We start from the raw sequence: 16,968 nt of genomic DNA, 5'->3' as shown, positions 1-16,968 counted from the left end.
AAACGACTTTGGAGTACCTCAAAACGACTTTGGAGTACCTCAAAACGACTTTGGAGTACCTCAAAACGACTTTGGAGTACCTCAAAACGACTTTGGAGTACCTCAAAACGACTTTGAAGTACCTCAAAACGACTTTGAAGTACCTCAAAACGACTTTGGAGTACCTCAAAACGACTTTGGAGTACCTCAAAACGACTTGGAGGTATCTGGTGCTTATATAGCAGTCCTAAATCATTCGTGATAATTTGAGATCGTTTTAACCCCCCTTGGTAAGCTACGGTGTACACACAAGTCTGAAATAGCTTATTAACCAAGGGTTTACCCCACCCTAGCCCTCCCCTTATAAAGGGGAGGGAACTGGATTTCCGGCTTCCCCCCTTATAAAGGGGAGGGAACTGGATTTCCGGCTTCCCCCCAATACATACGGGGGGATTGAGGGGGGTAATTCAACTTGTATGTACACCGCAGCCTTACAGCAGTTTTTATGTATTTGAACCACATCTATCGTAGGGGCACAGCAATGCTGTGCCCCTACCGCGTGGTATATTTCCTTTGAACGGGTTCTGAAGAAAAGCAGCGATCGGGAGATAAACTCAGTTTTTTGGTTAACATAATTTTTGTTTAGTTAAAATTTTTAGTGTTGCTGAGTGAAAATATGAATTTGCTTTACCCCAGACGCAGAGAGTAAGAGTTGCCAATTTTTTCAAATTAAACCCCGTCCATTTTGAAACCTAGAGTTTTTAAGAAGAGGATATTTTCGGTTGTGGCTTGAAGATCAGCTTTCCTCTGAATTACAAAAAAACTACAGTTTTCCATCCAAATAAACACGATTTAAGATTACTTTATCAATGCTGCACTACTATCACGCTGTACTAGAAAAGGTGATAAAACGCGGTTTTCCACAGTTTTTTCTTCTAATAAATCGAGTAACATTTGCATAGCTATGCCACCAATTTCTAACATTGGCTGACTAACTGTTGTGAGTGCCGGCGTAACGTAACGCCCCAGAGCAATACCATCAAATCCGACCAGGCTTAAATTTCGCGGTACTAAAATACCTAGTTCTTTGCAAGTTAACAAAGCGCCAACTGCTACCATATCGTTGTAACAAAAGATGCCTGTTACCTCAGCAGTCAATAGTTTAGATAGCATCTGTTGTCCAGTAGTAACATCGCTTGTTCTTTGATCATATTCATCACTAATTGCAACCCAATCAGTATTTTGTGGTAGACCAGCTTCAGCAAGAGCCATTCGATATCCTTCCAGGCGCTGCTGGTTCGACCTGCTGCGATCGCTTACACCCAGATAACCAATAGCGGTATGTCCAAGACTTATTAGATGCTCTGTGGCTAATCTAGCACCTAAGCGATCGTCTATTGCTACTGAATGAAATATTTCAGATTGATCTTCCGTCTGGCTATTAATCAGAACTGTTGGCACAGCAATTTGTGTTAATTGTTTGGTATGCTGCTTACTAATTCGTGAGTCGGCTACTAATATCCCATCCACTCGGCGGCGATGAAAACTATCAATAGCTGCTATTTCCTGCTCAAAACCTCGGTGTGAAGCACTTAACAAAACACTCAAGCCTGCTGGTCTGGCTATCTTCTCGATTCCCTCTACTACCTCTGCAAAAAAGGGATCTGCGATTGAAGTTACTACTACACCAATGGTATCAGTGCGTTTATTTTGCAAGCTTTGAGCAATAGCATTCGGCACATAGTTCATCTCCTGCGCCAGTTGCTTAATTTCCTCTCGCACCTTAGGGCTAATTAGAGCGTTATCTCGCAAAGCGCGTGAAACTGTGGAATGAGAAACGCCTGCTACACGAGCAATATCTTCAATTGAAATTCTTCGTCTATTCATTTTTTATCTGAGCTTATGATATACATTGCACACGTGTGCGATATATATTATAGAAAATAATCGTTCTTTGTCAAGAGATTTTAATACAACTCACATTTAGGAGTCAGCAGGAGCCAGCACGGTGAGCAGTGTCGTCTTTTCCCTTGCCACTGAGTGCCCAGATTTTTAAAGTTATACTACTTAAATGCTACTTAAAACGGTAGCCTAGTAGAGTCACTTTCCTCACTCACTCTCTTTGCGTCATGTTGCCGAAACCCAAGAAGTATTGGACACCCCAGCACTGGGCAAGTTGGAAGCCTTTCGGGATTGGCGAACAATACCCCAACAACTATTGGGAGGTTTTTCGCGCAATCTGGCTATCTCGTGACAAACTACCCTATGCGTGGAATATTCTCGATAAAGGTGTCTGCGATGGTTGCGCTCTCGGAACAACCGGGATGAAAGATTGGACTTTAGATGGCATCCATCTGTGCAATGTCCGGTTGCGGCTGTTGCGAATGAATACTATGCCAGCTTTTGACCCTGTGCTAGTGGCGGATGTCTCGGAGTTGCAAAAGCAAAAAAGTGCCCAATTACGAGACTTGGGACGGCTTCCTTACCCGATGATCCGTCAACGAGGGGAAAAAGGCTTTCGCCGTGTTAGCTGGGATGAAGCTTTAGGGGTAATTAGCGATCGCATCCGTGCTACTACACCAGACCGCCTCAGCTTCTATATTACCAGTCGCGGTACTGTCAACGAAACTTATTATGCCACTCAAAAAGCTGTGCGGGCAATGGGAAGCAATAATATTGATAACGCTGCTCGCATTTGCCATTCTCCCAGTACGGCGGGACTAAAAGCTGCTATCGGTGCAGGGGCTACCACCTGTTCATATAAAGACTGGATTGGTACTGATTTATTAGTTTTCATTGGCTCCAACGTTGCCAATAATCAGCCTGTTACCGTCAAATATCTCCATAACGCCAAGAAAGCTGGTACAAAAATTGTAGTCATTAATACTTACCGTGAGCCAGGGATGGAGCGCTACTGGGTGCCCTCAATTGTAGAAAGTGCCCTTTTCGGTACAAAGTTTGCCGAAGACTTCTTCTTAATCAACATGGGCGGGGATATAGCATTTTTAAATGGCACAATTAAACATATAATTGCTAACAACTGGGTAGACGAGTCATTTATTGATTTGTACACAGATGGCTTTGCCGAACTCAAGGCATCATTAGAAAGCCAATCTTGGGAAGAATTAGAGCGGCTCTCTGGTACATCCCGCGAGTCAATGTACGCCTTTGCCAAAATGGTCAAAGAAGCGAATAAAGCCGTATTTGTTTGGAGTATGGGCATTACCCAGCATGAATGCGGTGAAGATAATGTGCGAAGTATCATCAACTTAGCTCTCACCAAAGGTTTTGTCGGTCGGGAAGGCTGCGGTTTAATGCCAATTCGCGGTCACTCTGGGGTGCAGGGTGGTGCAGAGATGGGATGTTACGCAACAGTATTTCCTGGTGGTAAACCTATTACCCTAGAAAATGCTGCCCAATTGAGTCAACATTGGGGCTTTGAAGTGCCAGCAAGTAAAGGTTTAATTGCTCCAGAAATGATTAACGCCGCACATCAAGGGCAATTAGATGTGTTGTTCTCTGTGGGCGGGAATTTCCTAGAAGTGCTGCCAGAACCAGATTATGTGGAAGCGGCGCTGAAGCAAATACCGTTGCGGGTACATATGGATATTGTTCTCTCCAGCCAAATGTTGGTGGAACCTGCTGATACTGTAGTGCTTTTACCCGCGACGACTCGCTATGAAATACCAGGGGGAGTCACAGAAACTAACACCGAACGCCGGGTAATTTTCAGTCCAGAAATACCGGGGCCGCGTATTGGGGAAACGCGTCCAGAGTGGGAAGTCTTTCTCGAATTGGCAAGACGCGTGCAACCAGATTTAGCAGAGAAGCTGGCTTTTGCTGACACAGCTGCTATCCGTCAAGAAATTGCTCAAGTTGTCCCTCAATATGCAGGTATTCAACATTTACACCAGGCTGGCGATCAGTTTCAGTATGGCGGGTCACATTTGTGCTTTGGTTGGAATTTCCCGACAGCAGATGGGAAGGCACACTTTGGGGTATTATTGCCACGCCAAAGAGAATTACCAAAAGGTCATTTCTTAGTAGCAACGCGCCGAGGCAAACAATTTAATAGTATGGTGCAGGAACGCAAAGATGCAATTACTGGGGCAATGCGAGAGGCGGTACTAATGAATGCTACTGATGCGGCTCAGTTTGGTTTAAAAGATAGCGATCGCGTCCTTCTCAAGAATGATTTAGGCGAGTTATTGTGTCAAGTCTATATTGCGCCAATTCAGTCAGGAAACTTGCAAGTCCATTGGCCAGAAGGGAACGTGCTACTAGATAAAAGTAAGCGATCGCTTGAAGGAGTACCTGATTATAATGCGATCGTGCAGTTGGAAAAAATTTGAATCAAGTCTTATTTTCCTAGTTTTAACATTTCTAGGACTTACGCACACTCTACGAATTCTCGGCGCTCTTGGCACGGCAGTTGCTTCAAGTCGGCAGAGCCGCCCAACGCACTGCCTCGTCTTGGCGGTTCGATAAATTAAGCTTTTTGGTAATTTTTGCGTAAGTCCTAATTTCCAACTATATATTTTTTAAACAAAACCTACTTGTTGACAAAGTGGATTCTATCTTATCGAGGAAGAACAGAGGCACTACCCCCCTTAGTCCCCCCGATATATTGGGGGGAAATAAGAAAATCCGTTTCCCTCCCCAATATATCGGGGAGGGTTAGGGTGGGGTAAAAAATAGACCTCTTGCATAAGTCGAATAGACCCCCCTTAATCCCCCCGATATATTGGGGGGAAATAAGAAAATCCGTTTCCCTCCCCAATATATCGGGGAGGGCTAGGGTGGGGTAAAAAATATTTGATACATCAATCATGACTTTTAAAACAGCCTCTTAGCCAGATTAACTTAAAACTACCGCAAAGATGAGCATCTCTGCGGTAGTTTTAAGTTAACGATTATAAAAGTAGAGCAAAAATAGCCAAGTCTAGCTTACAGCTATTTTCAGGTAAATAGACCACACGGTAGGGGCACAGCAATGCTGTGCCCTTACGACATATATGGTTCAAATACATGAAAACTGCTGTAATTTGCTACTTTCAGTTATTCCCAATTCTAGAAAGCTAGTGAGAGTTCTTGAACTTGACTAACCCAATTCTTGCACCAGAGTCAGCAGGAAATTAATCTTCTCCTCAAACTCTAGCTTTTTGACCAATGCGACAAATTCATCCGTTTCAGCAGGTGGTTGATAGTCAGATGGCACTGGAATGATGGTTCCATTGTCTATTCCTTGTGCCAGCAGCAACCAAACATCTAATCTGGAATTGGCACTTAGAGCATTATAGGCTTGGCTAATATTGTTAGCTGCACCTTTAATAATGTCGCGTTGTCCTTGCAATTGCTCTTCAGGAGACAAGTCCAGAAATAGGTCAAACACCGCTTTAGCAGGAACTTCTATCCTTTCAGGAGGTGCAGGCTGTAGCTGCTCTTTAATATCCAGGTAACCGAACCAAAGTAGGCCTAGCTGAGTATCTACATCAAAGCGTTTAAAAACTTCTAAAGCTGGTTTTGTTTTTTCATCAGCTGTGTAAGTCATAATAAACTCCAACTAAATTAACGACTATTCTGAATTTCCTGAGTTATTTACTGAAAAAACTTGCTTTCAGTACCTTCATATAACTTAACGAACGAATAAAGATGGATAATCCTACTTAGGGTATGAATAGGATTTATTACATAAGACAGATAGAGATAACTCAAATTGCTAGTTACAAAAATACCTGCTTCAATGTATAGAAAACAGGACTTACGCAAAATCATGAAAAAACGAACCGCATTCGCGCAGCGTCTTGTAGAGAAGGACACAAAGGACACAAAGGACACAAAGGAATAAGGTTTCAGAGAGTTATTGCGTAAGTTCTACAAAAGCAAAGAGAAAAGCTAATACTTTACAACAGGTTTTAAATATTTAAACCACATCTATCTAGGGATACAGCATTACTATGTCCGTAGGGCGTGGTCTATTTACCTGAAAATAGCTGTAAGTAACGTTTGTGACTGTGAGGGTTTTGGTTATATCCAGACATGACCCCAATTTGAGAAGCTACTCTTCAAATCAGCCAAACCTTAGTGATAATGCCTAGAATTTAAAAGTGAACGATCGCTTGAAGGGATTCCTGATTATAATGCGATCGCGCGTTTGGAAAAACAAACCTAGATATTAAAACTTAAACTACTGCTACGGTAAGTTTATATCACCCTAAAACTTGCAGCCATGTCCGCCACCAAAGATTTTGAATTCCCAAATGATGTAATATTTCCTCTAGGGGATTTATATAGTGACGAACCACCTTTGGAAAGTGAACTACATCTACGCCAAATAATTCTGCTATTACAATCTTTGGAATTGTGGTGGCAAAATCGCAATGACTTTTATGCTGCGGGTAATCTCACAATTTACTACAGTCAACGCCAGCGGAGATCAGAAGAATTCCGGGGGCCAGATTTTTTTGTAGTGCTGGGATGTGAACGCAAAGTTCGTAAAAGTTGGGTTGTTTGGGAAGAAGACGGGAAATATCCCAACATAATTGTAGAGTTTCTCTCGGATTCTACAGCGGCAACTGACAAGGGTTTGAAAAAACAAATTTTTCAAGATATCTTTCGCACACCAGAATATTTTTGGTTCGATCCCAATAATTTAGAATTTGCTGGCTTTATCTTGATTGGCGGTACTTATGAACCGATAGAACCTAATCCTCAAGGATGGCTGTGGAGTCAGCAGTTAAATTTGTACTTGGGTGTTTATGAATATAAATTGCGCTATTTCACTGCGGAAGGAAATCTAATTCCCACACCTGAAGAAGTCGCCCAACAAGAACGACAACGGGCTGAACAAGAACGACAACGGGCTGAACAAGAAAAACAACGCGCCCAACAAGAACGACAACGGGCTGAACGCCTAGCAGCCAAATTGCGAGAACTAAACATTGACCCAGAAAATTTATAATGCCAGCCCTACAAGCATAATTACAAATAGAATCATTTATTCTCGACAACCTGTAAACCTGTTTTAGCTACTGATTTAATATCAACATTCTGATTGTTTAGCAGCACTACTATAGTGGTATTTTGATTCGGGAGATATGCAAGCAATGTTACGAAGCCATAGGCTGTACCACTATGCCCAATTGCTTTTGCTAAAGGAGATGAGAACCGTTCTACACCCAACCCATAGCTATAGCCTTCGCCAGTATCTTTAAATTTCAACATTTCTTTGATCATCTTCGAGGAAAGTAAGGTTTTTTTGGCAAATAACGCTTTAGCGAACTTGGCTAAATCCTCTGCTGTTGAAACCAATCCACCATCTCCTAAACCATTGCCATCATTAACTTTGGCGTAACTATCTAGCTTACCATCCTTATTGCGATCGCCATAACCTGTAGCTACTTCTCCAATTGTCGGTTCGCGCAATTCCGTGAAGGTATGTTTCAATCCTAATGGTTTTAAAATCTGATTGCGGATTGCTCGTGCAAGAGTTCCCTTAGTTATATTTTCAACAATCAGTTCCAAAAGAATGTAGTTACAATCAGTATAAATAAATTTTTCTCCGGGATTTGCCTGCGGTTGTTTTTGGTACATATATTGAATAGCTTCTCTAGCTGTCCAAGGCTGTGAGCGACTTCTTTTCGCAGTAGCTTGAATAAACTTTTTTGTGTCTAGGTATTCAGCAACACCACTGGTGTGGTTAAGCAGTTGACGAACTGTAATTTTATCGCTGTTGATAATATGAGGAGTGATGTCTCTTGGTAGGTAGGTTGCGATCGCCCGATTTAATTGTATCTTCCCTTGCTCCACTAATTTCAGCACAACCACCGCCATAAAAGTTTTACTCATACTGGCAATGGCAAAACCATCTGTGGGTTTCATCCGGGTTTTAGTTGACAAGTTATTGACACCAGATGCTCCTAACCAATAACCTTTTGGTGTACTAATATACATTACTGCACCTGGGATTTTCTGTTCTACAACTATCTCATTTAAAAGTGTCTGTAGTTGAGAACTTTTTCCTACGGTGGAGGTAGACATCACTTGTTTAGCAAGAGATTTTCCAATCAGGCTCTGACTAACGTTAGTACCCACTAAGTATCCTGCAAAACCAAGGGAAATCACAAAGACTATTGCAAATAAAATTTTGCGGAAAGCCAAAAATTTTAGATTCATTTTACTTCCAAATAGAAACCTAGCTGATCTAGTTCAACGACACAAAGTAGTTGATGAGCATCACTCTGACATCTGATATACAAATAGCATTACTTTGTTTCCAGATTAGTATCAAAATTTCAATTCACCAACTCTCATAAATATGACGCCAACTAAAAGCAAAACTAAAGCCACTGTTTGGGTAATGGAAAAAGGTCAAGTACGGTCTCGTTTAGATCATCTCACTACTGAGGAACCTTTAGAAATTCGTCTTGCCCCTTTCCACAAGACAGTAGCTATAACCATGCGGACACCAGGGGCAGATTTTGAACTAGCTGCTGGTTTTCTCTACAGTGAAGGAGTCGTTAGCCGCAGGGAAGATATCCGACGAATTAGCTACTGCGTAGATGAATTGGTAGATGGTGAGCAGCGGCATAACATCGTAAATGTAGAATTGCGGGATGGATTGATTCCAGACTTACAACCTTTGGAGCGTCATTTCTACACTAGTAGCGCCTGTGGGGTGTGTGGTAAAGCTAGCCTTGAGGCTTTGCGTCTGCGCGGATGTCCGGTGATTCCTCCTGGCCCAACGGTAACACCTGAGATCATTTACAGCCTACCAGACAAGCTCCGGGCTGCTCAAGGTATCTTTACTGCTACAGGGGGTTTACACGCTGCGGCTACCTTCGATTTTCAAGGACAACTGTTAAATCTGCGGGAGGATGTTGGGCGACACAATGCTTTGGATAAATTGATCGGTACAGCTTTGCTCAGTGACGATTTGCCTTTAAATAATTGTATTGTCCTGGTCAGCGGCCGCTCTAGTTTTGAGATTTTACAAAAGTCTACAACTGCTGGAGTTCCCATTGTCTGTTCTGTTTCTGCTCCCAGTAGTTTGGCGGTGTCTGTCGCCAAGGAATTCGGGATTACCTTAATTGGATTCCTGCGCGGAGAACGGTTCAATATTTATACTGGTTTACAAAGAATAAACGCTGCACAGGAACACAGATTTAATAAAGAGCAAATTTCGTAGAATGTGTTACTCCAGAGAGGACGACTTCTCTATGAAGATGCACTTAATTATTAAACGAACCGCCAAGTACGCCAAGTACGCCAAGACAGAAGGAGTAATCATTAAGTGCAAGCTGACGGAGAATTGGTATAAGTGGTTTGCTTGCGAGATTTCCGATGAGTGGACTAAGTTGAGAGAATTGGGTTTTGGCTGATCACAGCCAAATTAAGCGATCGCTTTCCTTGAGTGAGAATGATATCAACTGTGATATCATTGCCCCAGCCAAATCAAGCGATCGCTATTTGTGGGAAGGGCTTTGAGAGCATCTCGCCAACTGTACTACTACAGCATTTTGCATCTAAATGAAGTACATCCTTACCCCCCTTAATCCCCCCGATGTATTGGGGGGAAATTCCTAATCTAGTTCCCTCCCCTTTCTAAGGGGAGGGTTAGGGAGGGGTATTTTTGTACTTGATTACAGCAGTTTTCATGTATTTGAACCACATCTGTCGTAGGGGCGCAAGGCGTTGCGCCCCTACCGCGTGGTCTATTTACCTGAAAATAGCTGTAACTTGCAATCTGCTGTAAACCTGAAGCTTTGTACAAAAGGCTATATAGATAGACAGATTATAATTTTCTCCTAAGCGGTAACGAAAGGAATTAGGGACATCCACAACAGATGCAGATTTGCTCAAATCAGCTAGCTGGAGGAAAGATAAAATAATCTCCTAGTCTAGGAAGTGAGAGTCTTCTCAATACGTTGGTCGGGGATAAACCATATGATCGCAACTAAAACGTACAATGCACAGGCAAACCATGAATTCACAAAGGCAAGTGGAATTGCCAAAGCATAGAACACCACCGATATTTTTCCCTTGAAGTCTCCACCGACTGCGATCGCTAGAGCGGAATCCCTACCGTGGTGCAAAATGAGGGTGCGGGTAAGGATGAAGTAAGCGATCGCAGCCAACAATAATACCGTACCATAAAGGGCAACTGGCATTGCGGCAAAGTTATTCTCGCCCATCCAGCCAGTGACGAAAGGGATTAGCGACAACCAAAACAGCAAATGCAGGTTAGCCCAAAGGATACGCCCATTAACGTGCCGGACTGCCTGTAATAGATGATGGTGATTGTTCCAGTAAATACCGATATAAATAAAACTCAGTACATAGCTCAGAAGTACTGGGATCAGCGGACGCAGCGCCGCTAAATCGAACCCATGCGGCACTTTGATTTCCAGCACCATAATGGTGATGATGATGGCAATCACCCCATCGCTGAATGCTTCTAACCTCCCTTTTCCCATGTCCGCACTCCTTTTCTGTTTACTTGAGAGTCAGTTGTGACACTCTGACTTTATCGTACCAAGTAGCGGCTTTGCGAACGTTCTACTACCCTATGGGAAGCAGGAGCACCCCAATTTTGCTTAATTTTCCCTCTCCCAAACATGGGCTACGGTATACACACAAGTATGATCGGCATAGGTTTCAATTCTAGTTGTTTCGTGGGGTGCGTTATGGAGACGCCGAAATAACAAATGAGTACGCCGAAATAACAAATGCGTACGCCGAAATAACAAATGCGTACCCCGAAATAACAAATGCGTACGCCGAAATAACAAATGCGTACCCCGAAATAACAAATGCGTACCCCGAAATAACAAATGCGTACCCCGAAATAACAAATGCGTACCCCGAAATAACAAATGAGTTCGCCGAAATAACAAATGCGTACGCCGAAATAACAAATGAGTTCGCCGAAATAACAAATGCGTACGCCGAAATAACAAATGCGTTGGCGAGCAAGAACCGCAGGCATCGCCATGACGACTTGTGTATACACCGTAGCCCAAACATGGGAGAAGGGGTTAGGGAATGAGGGATATCAAGGTTTTTGTATTAGAGCTTGTTTGAAAAGTGGTTAACTGTGATTTTAATTGCGTTGTTACCCCCCTTAGTCCCCCCGATATATTGGGGGGAAACAAGAAAAATCCGGTTCCCTCCCCAATACATACGGGGAGGGTTAGGGAGGGGTAGAAAAATATTTGATATATCATTATGGACTTTTCAAACATCCTCTTAGGATGCTCCCCAACAGGAAGCCATGTTTAGCGTTTACGTAGCCCTCGCAATCATCTATTACAAGTAATTTGCCGGACATGGGATCAGTTGGTAAAAAAAATCTAAATATTTCACTGCGAAAATACTCTATGGGGGCATTGCATTTTGATACTGGGTAGAGCTTTAATAATAGGCTGACCCTTGAATTTTAGAAGGCTTGAGTGTAATGAAGACCCTCTCTGGATTGCTATTGGCACTCAGCTTCATGGTAGTAGCTTGCAGTCCGCCTCAGAATACGGCGGTGTCTCCCAGCCCTGAAGTAACAACCACTCCAGTTCCAGCAGGAGAGCAAAAGACACAAAATAAGCTTTTAGTTGTAACGACAGTTGCTCCTTTAACAAATATTGTCAGCAACATTGCAGGCGATCGCCTAGAAGTTAAAGGTATTATTCCAGAAGGAACCGATTCTCACACCTTTGAGCCTCGTCCTAGCGATGCCGATATTCTATCCAAAGCTAATTTGATCATCGCCAATGGGTTGCATTTAGAATCCCCAACCGAAAAACTAGCGATCGCCTCCAAGCTCAAAGAAACTAAAATCTTTGAACTAGGCAGTAAAACTATTACCCAAGACCAATGGCTTTTCGACTTCAGCTTTCCGAAAGAAAAAGGTGATCCCAATCCTCATCTGTGGGTAAACCCTAAGTATGCTGAGGCTTATGCCAAACTAGCCGCCGAACAATTAACCACTCTAGACCCTGCTGGCAAAGATTACTACGCTACCAATCTGAAAAATTATTTACAACGCCTAGATGCCCTAGACAAAGCAACACGGGAAATCGTCGCCAGTATTCCCGCTAAAAACCGTAAACTTTTGACCTACCACGATTCTTGGGCCTATTGGGCTAGAGAGTATGGTTTTCAAGTGATTGGTGCAATCCAACCTTCAGATTTCAAAGAACCTTCCGCTAAAGATGTAGCAAAGCTTATTGACCAAGTTCGGAAAGTAGGTGTCCCAGCAATTTTTGGTTCTGAGGTCTACCCCAGCAAGGTAGAAGAACAAATTGCCCGCGAAGCAAATGTAAAAACCGCTAACACCGCCGATGATGAGTTACCAGGTAAGGGGTCAGCCAATGCAATTGAAAATACTAATCCTGAGCATACCTATATTGGCATGATGGCTAACAATATGCGGATTATCGCCTCTAGCTTAGGGGGAAATTCTGATTTAGTGAAAAACTTAAATACTGCAAATGTCGTCGGTCCAACAGCAACTAAGTAGCATAGATAAAATAAGTGCATGGAACCGATACTTGAAGTTAGAAATTTGACTTGTGGCTACCAAACCCAGCCAGTTTTTACGGGTGTTAATTTGACACTTTACCCCGGTCAACTGACCGGCTTAGTGGGGCCTTCTGGCAGTGGTAAAAGCACTTTAATTAGAGCGATATTAGGGTTGGTGATTCCTTGGACTGGAGAGATTTGGTTTCGAGGAAAGCGCTTAAAGCCTGGATTAGCACCGCCTTTGGTAGGCTATGTGCCGCAAGTGGAAACAGTAGATTGGACTTTTCCAGTCACGGCTCTGGAAGTGGTAATGATGGGGCGTTACCAAAAACAGAAAATGCTGCCTTGGTCTTCAAAACGCGATCGCCTTGTTGCCAGCGAACTCCTAGAACGCGTTGGCGTTGCCCATGTTGCCCATCAACCTATTGGTAATCTATCCGGTGGTCAACAGCAAAGGGTTTTCATTGCCCGTGCTTTAGTAGGAGAGCCGGAAATCGTTCTTTTAGATGAACCTACCAGTAGTTCAGACTTGCACGTTCAACACGAACTTTTGCACCTATTAGCTGATTTGAATCAGCAAGGTTTGACAATTATCCTCTCCACCCATGACCTCAACTCAGTAGCCACTCATTTGCCTTGGGTAGTTTGTTTCAACCACGGTTTAATCTGCCAAGGTCAACCGATCGATGTCTTCACTCCCGCCAACCTTGAGCAGACTTTTGGTGGAGAAATGGTAGTTTTCTACCAACAAGACCGAATTTTAATCGCTAGTGGCGGTACTTCTCTACGCCATCAAATGCAAGATAATTTGCCCGACGCACTACGGCGATCTGACTCGAAGTCTGCTTAAGATAAATACTTAACGTTGCTGATTGACAAGCTCACACTCCTGGAGCAAAAGAAAAAAGACTAATTCATTCTCAAATTCAGCAATTCTAAATACTTTATATGGATTTTTTACTCACACCTTTTCATTATGAATTTTTTAGCCGTGCGATTTTAGTAGGCATGATGGCGGGGCTATTATGCGGCATTATGGGAGTTTATATTACAACTCGCAGGATGAGTTACATTGCCCACGGCTTATCTCATGCAATTTTAGGTGGAGCTGTGCTGAGTTATGTACTGGGCTTGAATTTTTACATTGGCTCTGGTATTTGGGGTTTTGCAGCTGCCTTGTTGATTCAATATCTGACTGGACGCAAAGTCTACTCAGATGCAGCAATTGGGATTGTGACAACTGCTAGCTTTGCTTTGGGAGTAGCTGTGATCAGCAGCTATCGGAAGTTTAGCCAAAACTTTGAAGCCGCTTTGTTTGGCAATGTATTGGGGGTTTCCCCTAATGATTTGTGGGTGGTGACTGGTGTGACGATCATCTTACTCAGTCTTGTTTTCTTGTTTTATCGCCCATTGCTGTTTTGGTGTTTTGACCGAGAAGTTGCTCAAGTTCACGGTGTACCCGTTTTTGCAATGGATACTCTATTTGCTTTGATGCTAGCAACTTTACTGGTGGCAACATTGAATGTGTTGGGGGTGACACTGATTATTTCAGCAGTGGTAATTCCAGCATCAATTGCCCGATTAGTGAGCGATCGCTTTGGTTATCTGATGATTATTTCTGGCATTCTAGGAGCAGCAATTTCCTTTGTGGGGATTTACCTCAGTTACTACCTCGATATCGCCTCTGGAGCCAGTGTAGTGCTGCTTTCAACCGCCATATTTGCCTGTGTGTTGCTCAGTATGAGTCTGCAAGCCCGACACAAACGCCGTTTCTCTGCTTTTTTTACAAAACACGAACGGTAAGATTTTTAAGAGGACTGAAGGGATGATCGGAACTTTTCAAGACAAAAAACACAGAGGAACAGAAGTAGAGAAATTAGCTAATTTTGCACTGCGAAGGTAGTAATTCAATCTTGGAGTTATCACAGATTAACTGCGACTAAAAAATATAGCAGCTAGGACAATTAAACCTAAAAGTGCTAAAGGAACCCAGAGATTAGGGATATCTGACAAACTCATACCATTTTGGATTTTAGATTTTAGATTTAAATCCTTAAGCCGATGCCACGTTTAGCGAATTCTTCAACAGTTTTTTGTGAAAATTCATGAGTAGCGATCGCTTGCAACATTGCCAATGGTAAAGTCAAATGATCCGCTCCAGCTTGCAATGAAGCGGCTGCTTCTTCGGGAGATTTGATACTAGCTGCCAAGATTTCAGTATCACTGCCTTGGAGTACCCTAGCCATATCTCGGATTAAGGCAATACCATCACCTAACAACCGCGTAGCGCGATTTACATAAGCTATGGCAATTTTAGCACCTGCTTCCCGTGCTACTGCTGCCTGTGCTGCACTGTAAATCGCTGTCACTGAACAGGTAATTTCTGGTGATAGACTCGCCACCACTTCAAAACCTAACGGTGTTGCAGGAATCTTTAAAATTGTTTGCGAACCAATAATCTCGAAAGCTTTTCTACCTTCAGCTAACATTCCAGCTTTATCAGATGCCACAAGTTGATAGTATAAAGGGCCATTCGTCAAGGAAACCAATTTTTTGAGTGTAGTTTCTGGTGGGATATCGCTTTGAGCCAACAACGTGGGATTTGTTGTAATGCCTTTCACCCATCCCCAAAGCTTAACAACTTCAGCTTCAGATGCGATCGCCGAGTCTAGATAAATTGCCATAATTTCTCCCGATCAATTCCCCGATATTATTATGCAATAGCTGCACGTGATTAGTCCCAAGTTACAACAGTTTTTAATTGGATAGAACACAGGTGGAAGCATCCCAGTTTTTTGCCAAGAGGGAAAAAATCAGTCAGGATTAAAGAGAAGGGGCAACTTGGTATGAGATATCGTCCTGGCACGCCCGCTACTGGAAGTAACTAGCTACTCCTCAATCCATTACAAAAAATTCACAATCCCCAGACGCAAGACTTCTCGCGTAAAGTCACAGGAATACCCGATAGTTGCATCAGCAAGGAACTTGCCAGCTAAACACTCTTTTGTCACCCCATAGCCCCCAAGAATTTCAACTGCTGTTTGTGCGTTTTTAATTGCAACATCCACTGCAAAAGTCTTGGCGGCTGGTGCTTTGACTGTGGCGGCAAGTTGAGGATAAGTTTCTGCTGTACGGGCAGCATCCCATACTACCAGTCGTGCAGCCTGGGTGTTAATCATCATATCTGCTAATTTTAAAGCCACTGCCTGATGTTCGATAATCGGACGACCCCAACTAACTCTTTGCTTGGCATAATTCAAAGCATACTCATAAGCAGCACGAGCCAAACCAACATAAGAAGCTGCCAGTCCAATAGCTACTTCTGGAACCAACATCAGTAGTTTTCCTGCTTCCCCTTCTTGTCCAATCAGATTTTGTGGAGGGACTAGGACGTTATCCAGGCAAATCTCAGCATGATGGGAGGCTTTCCAACCAATCATCTGTGTCTTTTTGCCAAACTTAATCCCAGGTGTATCTGTTGGAACGTAAAAGATAGACAAACTTTCGCGCAATGGTTTATCTATGGCTGTACGGGCAATGATGAAGTAGGCATCCGCAATTCCAGCATTTGTGACTAACGAGGATTTTGTTCCATTGAGAATGTATCCATTGCCCTCACGTGCTGCAAAGGTCTTCATCCCAATATTGGGATCTGGGAGCGGGCAGAACAAATCAGAGGTGGCGACATTAGATTCACTCTCTGCGGCACTGAATAGATGTGGTTTTCCTGATTTGACAAAAGATAATATTCGTTCTTGCTGTTCTTGGGTTGCAACTCTGCTGACAAACAGTGACATCGCTGCGGTGAGATTAAAGTAACTACAAGCAATGCTGACATCAACAGCGCCTATTTCTTCTAACACTACAGCTAAGTCTATACACTTTCCACCCACACCTCCTAGCTCTTTTGGAACCATCAAGGATGTGAATCCCAATTCAGCCCCCTTATAGAACACCTGTTTGCAGAAATCCCAAGGTTCCATCTCTAGATTGTTAGACTCTTCAATTATTTGAACAATAGGCCCAATTTTGTTTTGAGCAAAGTCACGCGCAAGTGACTGCAACATCTGCTGTTCTTGAGTGAGGCTAAAGTCAATCATTTTTTATTTTTTGTTTATTCTTACAGCGCAAATATACAGCTTTCTTTGATGTCCGAAAACCTTATAGTTAGTATCAAAATGTCGCTTTTATAACCGTATTTTCATTTCTAGCCTTTGTATATAAATAGAAAAATTCTTTGTCTATAGTAGTTTTAGAATATCCACACTCTTTCAACAAGTAAGCACAAAAGAAAGAAAAGTCAAAAATAGCTATAAAAAAGTCAATTGAGTTTCCAATTTTAGGTGGAGTTTTGGCGGGTAGGGTCGCCCGATGGCTGCAAAAACCAGATATTTAATACTACTCACAATTTCACTGAGGTGGCGGCGTCATATTCCAATACGGAATCATCGGTATATGGACGGACATGAGATAACT

15 protein-coding genes are annotated in these 16,968 nt (G+C 42.9%); 9 read left to right on the top strand and 6 right to left on the bottom strand.

The annotated features are described in order from the left end of the window. On the top strand, positions 1–241 hold a 241-nt coding region (locus V7K35_RS03440; RefSeq protein ID WP_335076417.1), incomplete at its 5' end, for a hypothetical protein. A 596-nt stretch (positions 242–837) separates the two neighbouring features. Here the strand turns inward: V7K35_RS03440 and V7K35_RS03435 are convergent. Next, positions 838–1,866: a LacI family DNA-binding transcriptional regulator gene (locus V7K35_RS03435; RefSeq protein WP_335076415.1), complete on the bottom strand. Its 1,029-nt coding sequence runs from the start codon at positions 1,864–1,866 to the stop codon at positions 838–840. Between the two features lie 242 nt (positions 1,867–2,108). Here V7K35_RS03435 and V7K35_RS03430 point away from each other — a divergent pair, with 242 nt between their 5' ends. Then, a complete protein-coding gene (locus tag V7K35_RS03430; protein ID WP_335076413.1) occupies positions 2,109–4,331 on the top strand; it encodes an FdhF/YdeP family oxidoreductase in 2,223 nt (740 codons plus the stop codon). 749 nt (positions 4,332–5,080) lie between these two features. Here V7K35_RS03430 and V7K35_RS03425 read toward each other — a convergent pair. Further along, a complete protein-coding gene (locus V7K35_RS03425) occupies positions 5,081–5,530 on the bottom strand; it encodes an orange carotenoid protein N-terminal domain-containing protein (protein ID WP_335076411.1) in 450 nt (149 codons plus the stop codon). 678 nt (positions 5,531–6,208) lie between these two features. Here V7K35_RS03425 and V7K35_RS03420 point away from each other — a divergent pair. Next, positions 6,209–6,940 carry a Uma2 family endonuclease gene (locus V7K35_RS03420; protein WP_335076409.1) on the top strand — a complete coding sequence of 244 codons (732 nt, stop codon included), beginning with the start codon at positions 6,209–6,211 and terminating at the stop codon, positions 6,938–6,940. Between the two features lie 32 nt (positions 6,941–6,972). On the opposite strand, the gene V7K35_RS03415 is transcribed toward V7K35_RS03420, so the two are convergent. After that, a complete protein-coding gene (locus V7K35_RS03415; RefSeq protein WP_335076407.1) occupies positions 6,973–8,154 on the bottom strand; it encodes a serine hydrolase domain-containing protein in 1,182 nt (393 codons plus the stop codon). A 142-nt stretch (positions 8,155–8,296) separates the two neighbouring features. On the opposite strand from V7K35_RS03415, the gene fdhD reads away from it, so the two are divergent. After that, positions 8,297–9,166, top strand: coding sequence for a formate dehydrogenase accessory sulfurtransferase FdhD (fdhD, locus tag V7K35_RS03410; protein ID WP_335076405.1), 870 nt, complete (start codon positions 8,297–8,299; stop codon positions 9,164–9,166). 31 nt (positions 9,167–9,197) lie between these two features. Then, positions 9,198–9,359, top strand: a complete 162-nt coding sequence (locus V7K35_RS03405; RefSeq protein ID WP_335076403.1) for a hypothetical protein — start codon at positions 9,198–9,200, stop codon at positions 9,357–9,359. 519 nt (positions 9,360–9,878) lie between these two features. Here V7K35_RS03405 and V7K35_RS03400 read toward each other — a convergent pair. Continuing rightward, positions 9,879–10,454, bottom strand: a complete 576-nt coding sequence (locus V7K35_RS03400; RefSeq protein ID WP_335076401.1) for a TMEM175 family protein — start codon at positions 10,452–10,454, stop codon at positions 9,879–9,881. Between the two features lie 203 nt (positions 10,455–10,657). Here V7K35_RS03400 and V7K35_RS03395 point away from each other — a divergent pair, with 203 nt between their 5' ends. The 4 genes from V7K35_RS03395 to V7K35_RS03380 all read left to right on the top strand — a co-directional run bounded on the left by V7K35_RS03395 (position 10,658) and on the right by V7K35_RS03380 (position 14,295). Continuing rightward, the gene (locus V7K35_RS03395; RefSeq protein WP_335076399.1) at positions 10,658–11,026 is read left to right on the top strand and encodes a hypothetical protein; all 369 of its coding nucleotides are present in this window, start codon (positions 10,658–10,660) and stop codon (positions 11,024–11,026) included. A gap of 408 nt (positions 11,027–11,434) precedes the next feature. After that, a complete protein-coding gene (locus V7K35_RS03390) occupies positions 11,435–12,490 on the top strand; it encodes a metal ABC transporter substrate-binding protein (RefSeq protein ID WP_335076397.1) in 1,056 nt (351 codons plus the stop codon). 18 nt (positions 12,491–12,508) lie between these two features. Further along, a complete protein-coding gene (locus tag V7K35_RS03385) occupies positions 12,509–13,342 on the top strand; it encodes a metal ABC transporter ATP-binding protein (protein ID WP_335076395.1) in 834 nt (277 codons plus the stop codon). A gap of 98 nt (positions 13,343–13,440) precedes the next feature. Continuing rightward, entirely contained in the window at positions 13,441–14,295 is an 855-nt protein-coding gene (locus V7K35_RS03380) for a metal ABC transporter permease (protein WP_335076393.1), read from the top strand. A 242-nt stretch (positions 14,296–14,537) separates the two neighbouring features. Here V7K35_RS03380 and V7K35_RS03375 read toward each other — a convergent pair whose 3' ends face one another. Continuing rightward, entirely contained in the window at positions 14,538–15,176 is a 639-nt protein-coding gene (locus tag V7K35_RS03375; protein ID WP_335076391.1) for a transaldolase family protein, read from the bottom strand. Positions 15,177–15,395: 219 nt separating this feature from the next. Next, entirely contained in the window at positions 15,396–16,592 is a 1,197-nt protein-coding gene (locus V7K35_RS03370) for an acyl-CoA dehydrogenase family protein (RefSeq protein ID WP_335076389.1), read from the bottom strand. Positions 16,593–16,968 lie beyond the last annotated feature (376 nt).

The organism is Nostoc sp., assembly GCF_036917275.1.
Lineage (GTDB): Bacteria > Cyanobacteriota > Cyanobacteriia > Cyanobacteriales > Nostocaceae > Nostoc.
Note: the sequence above shows the minus strand (reverse complement) of the source record. Positions and strands in the feature narration are given on the sequence as shown.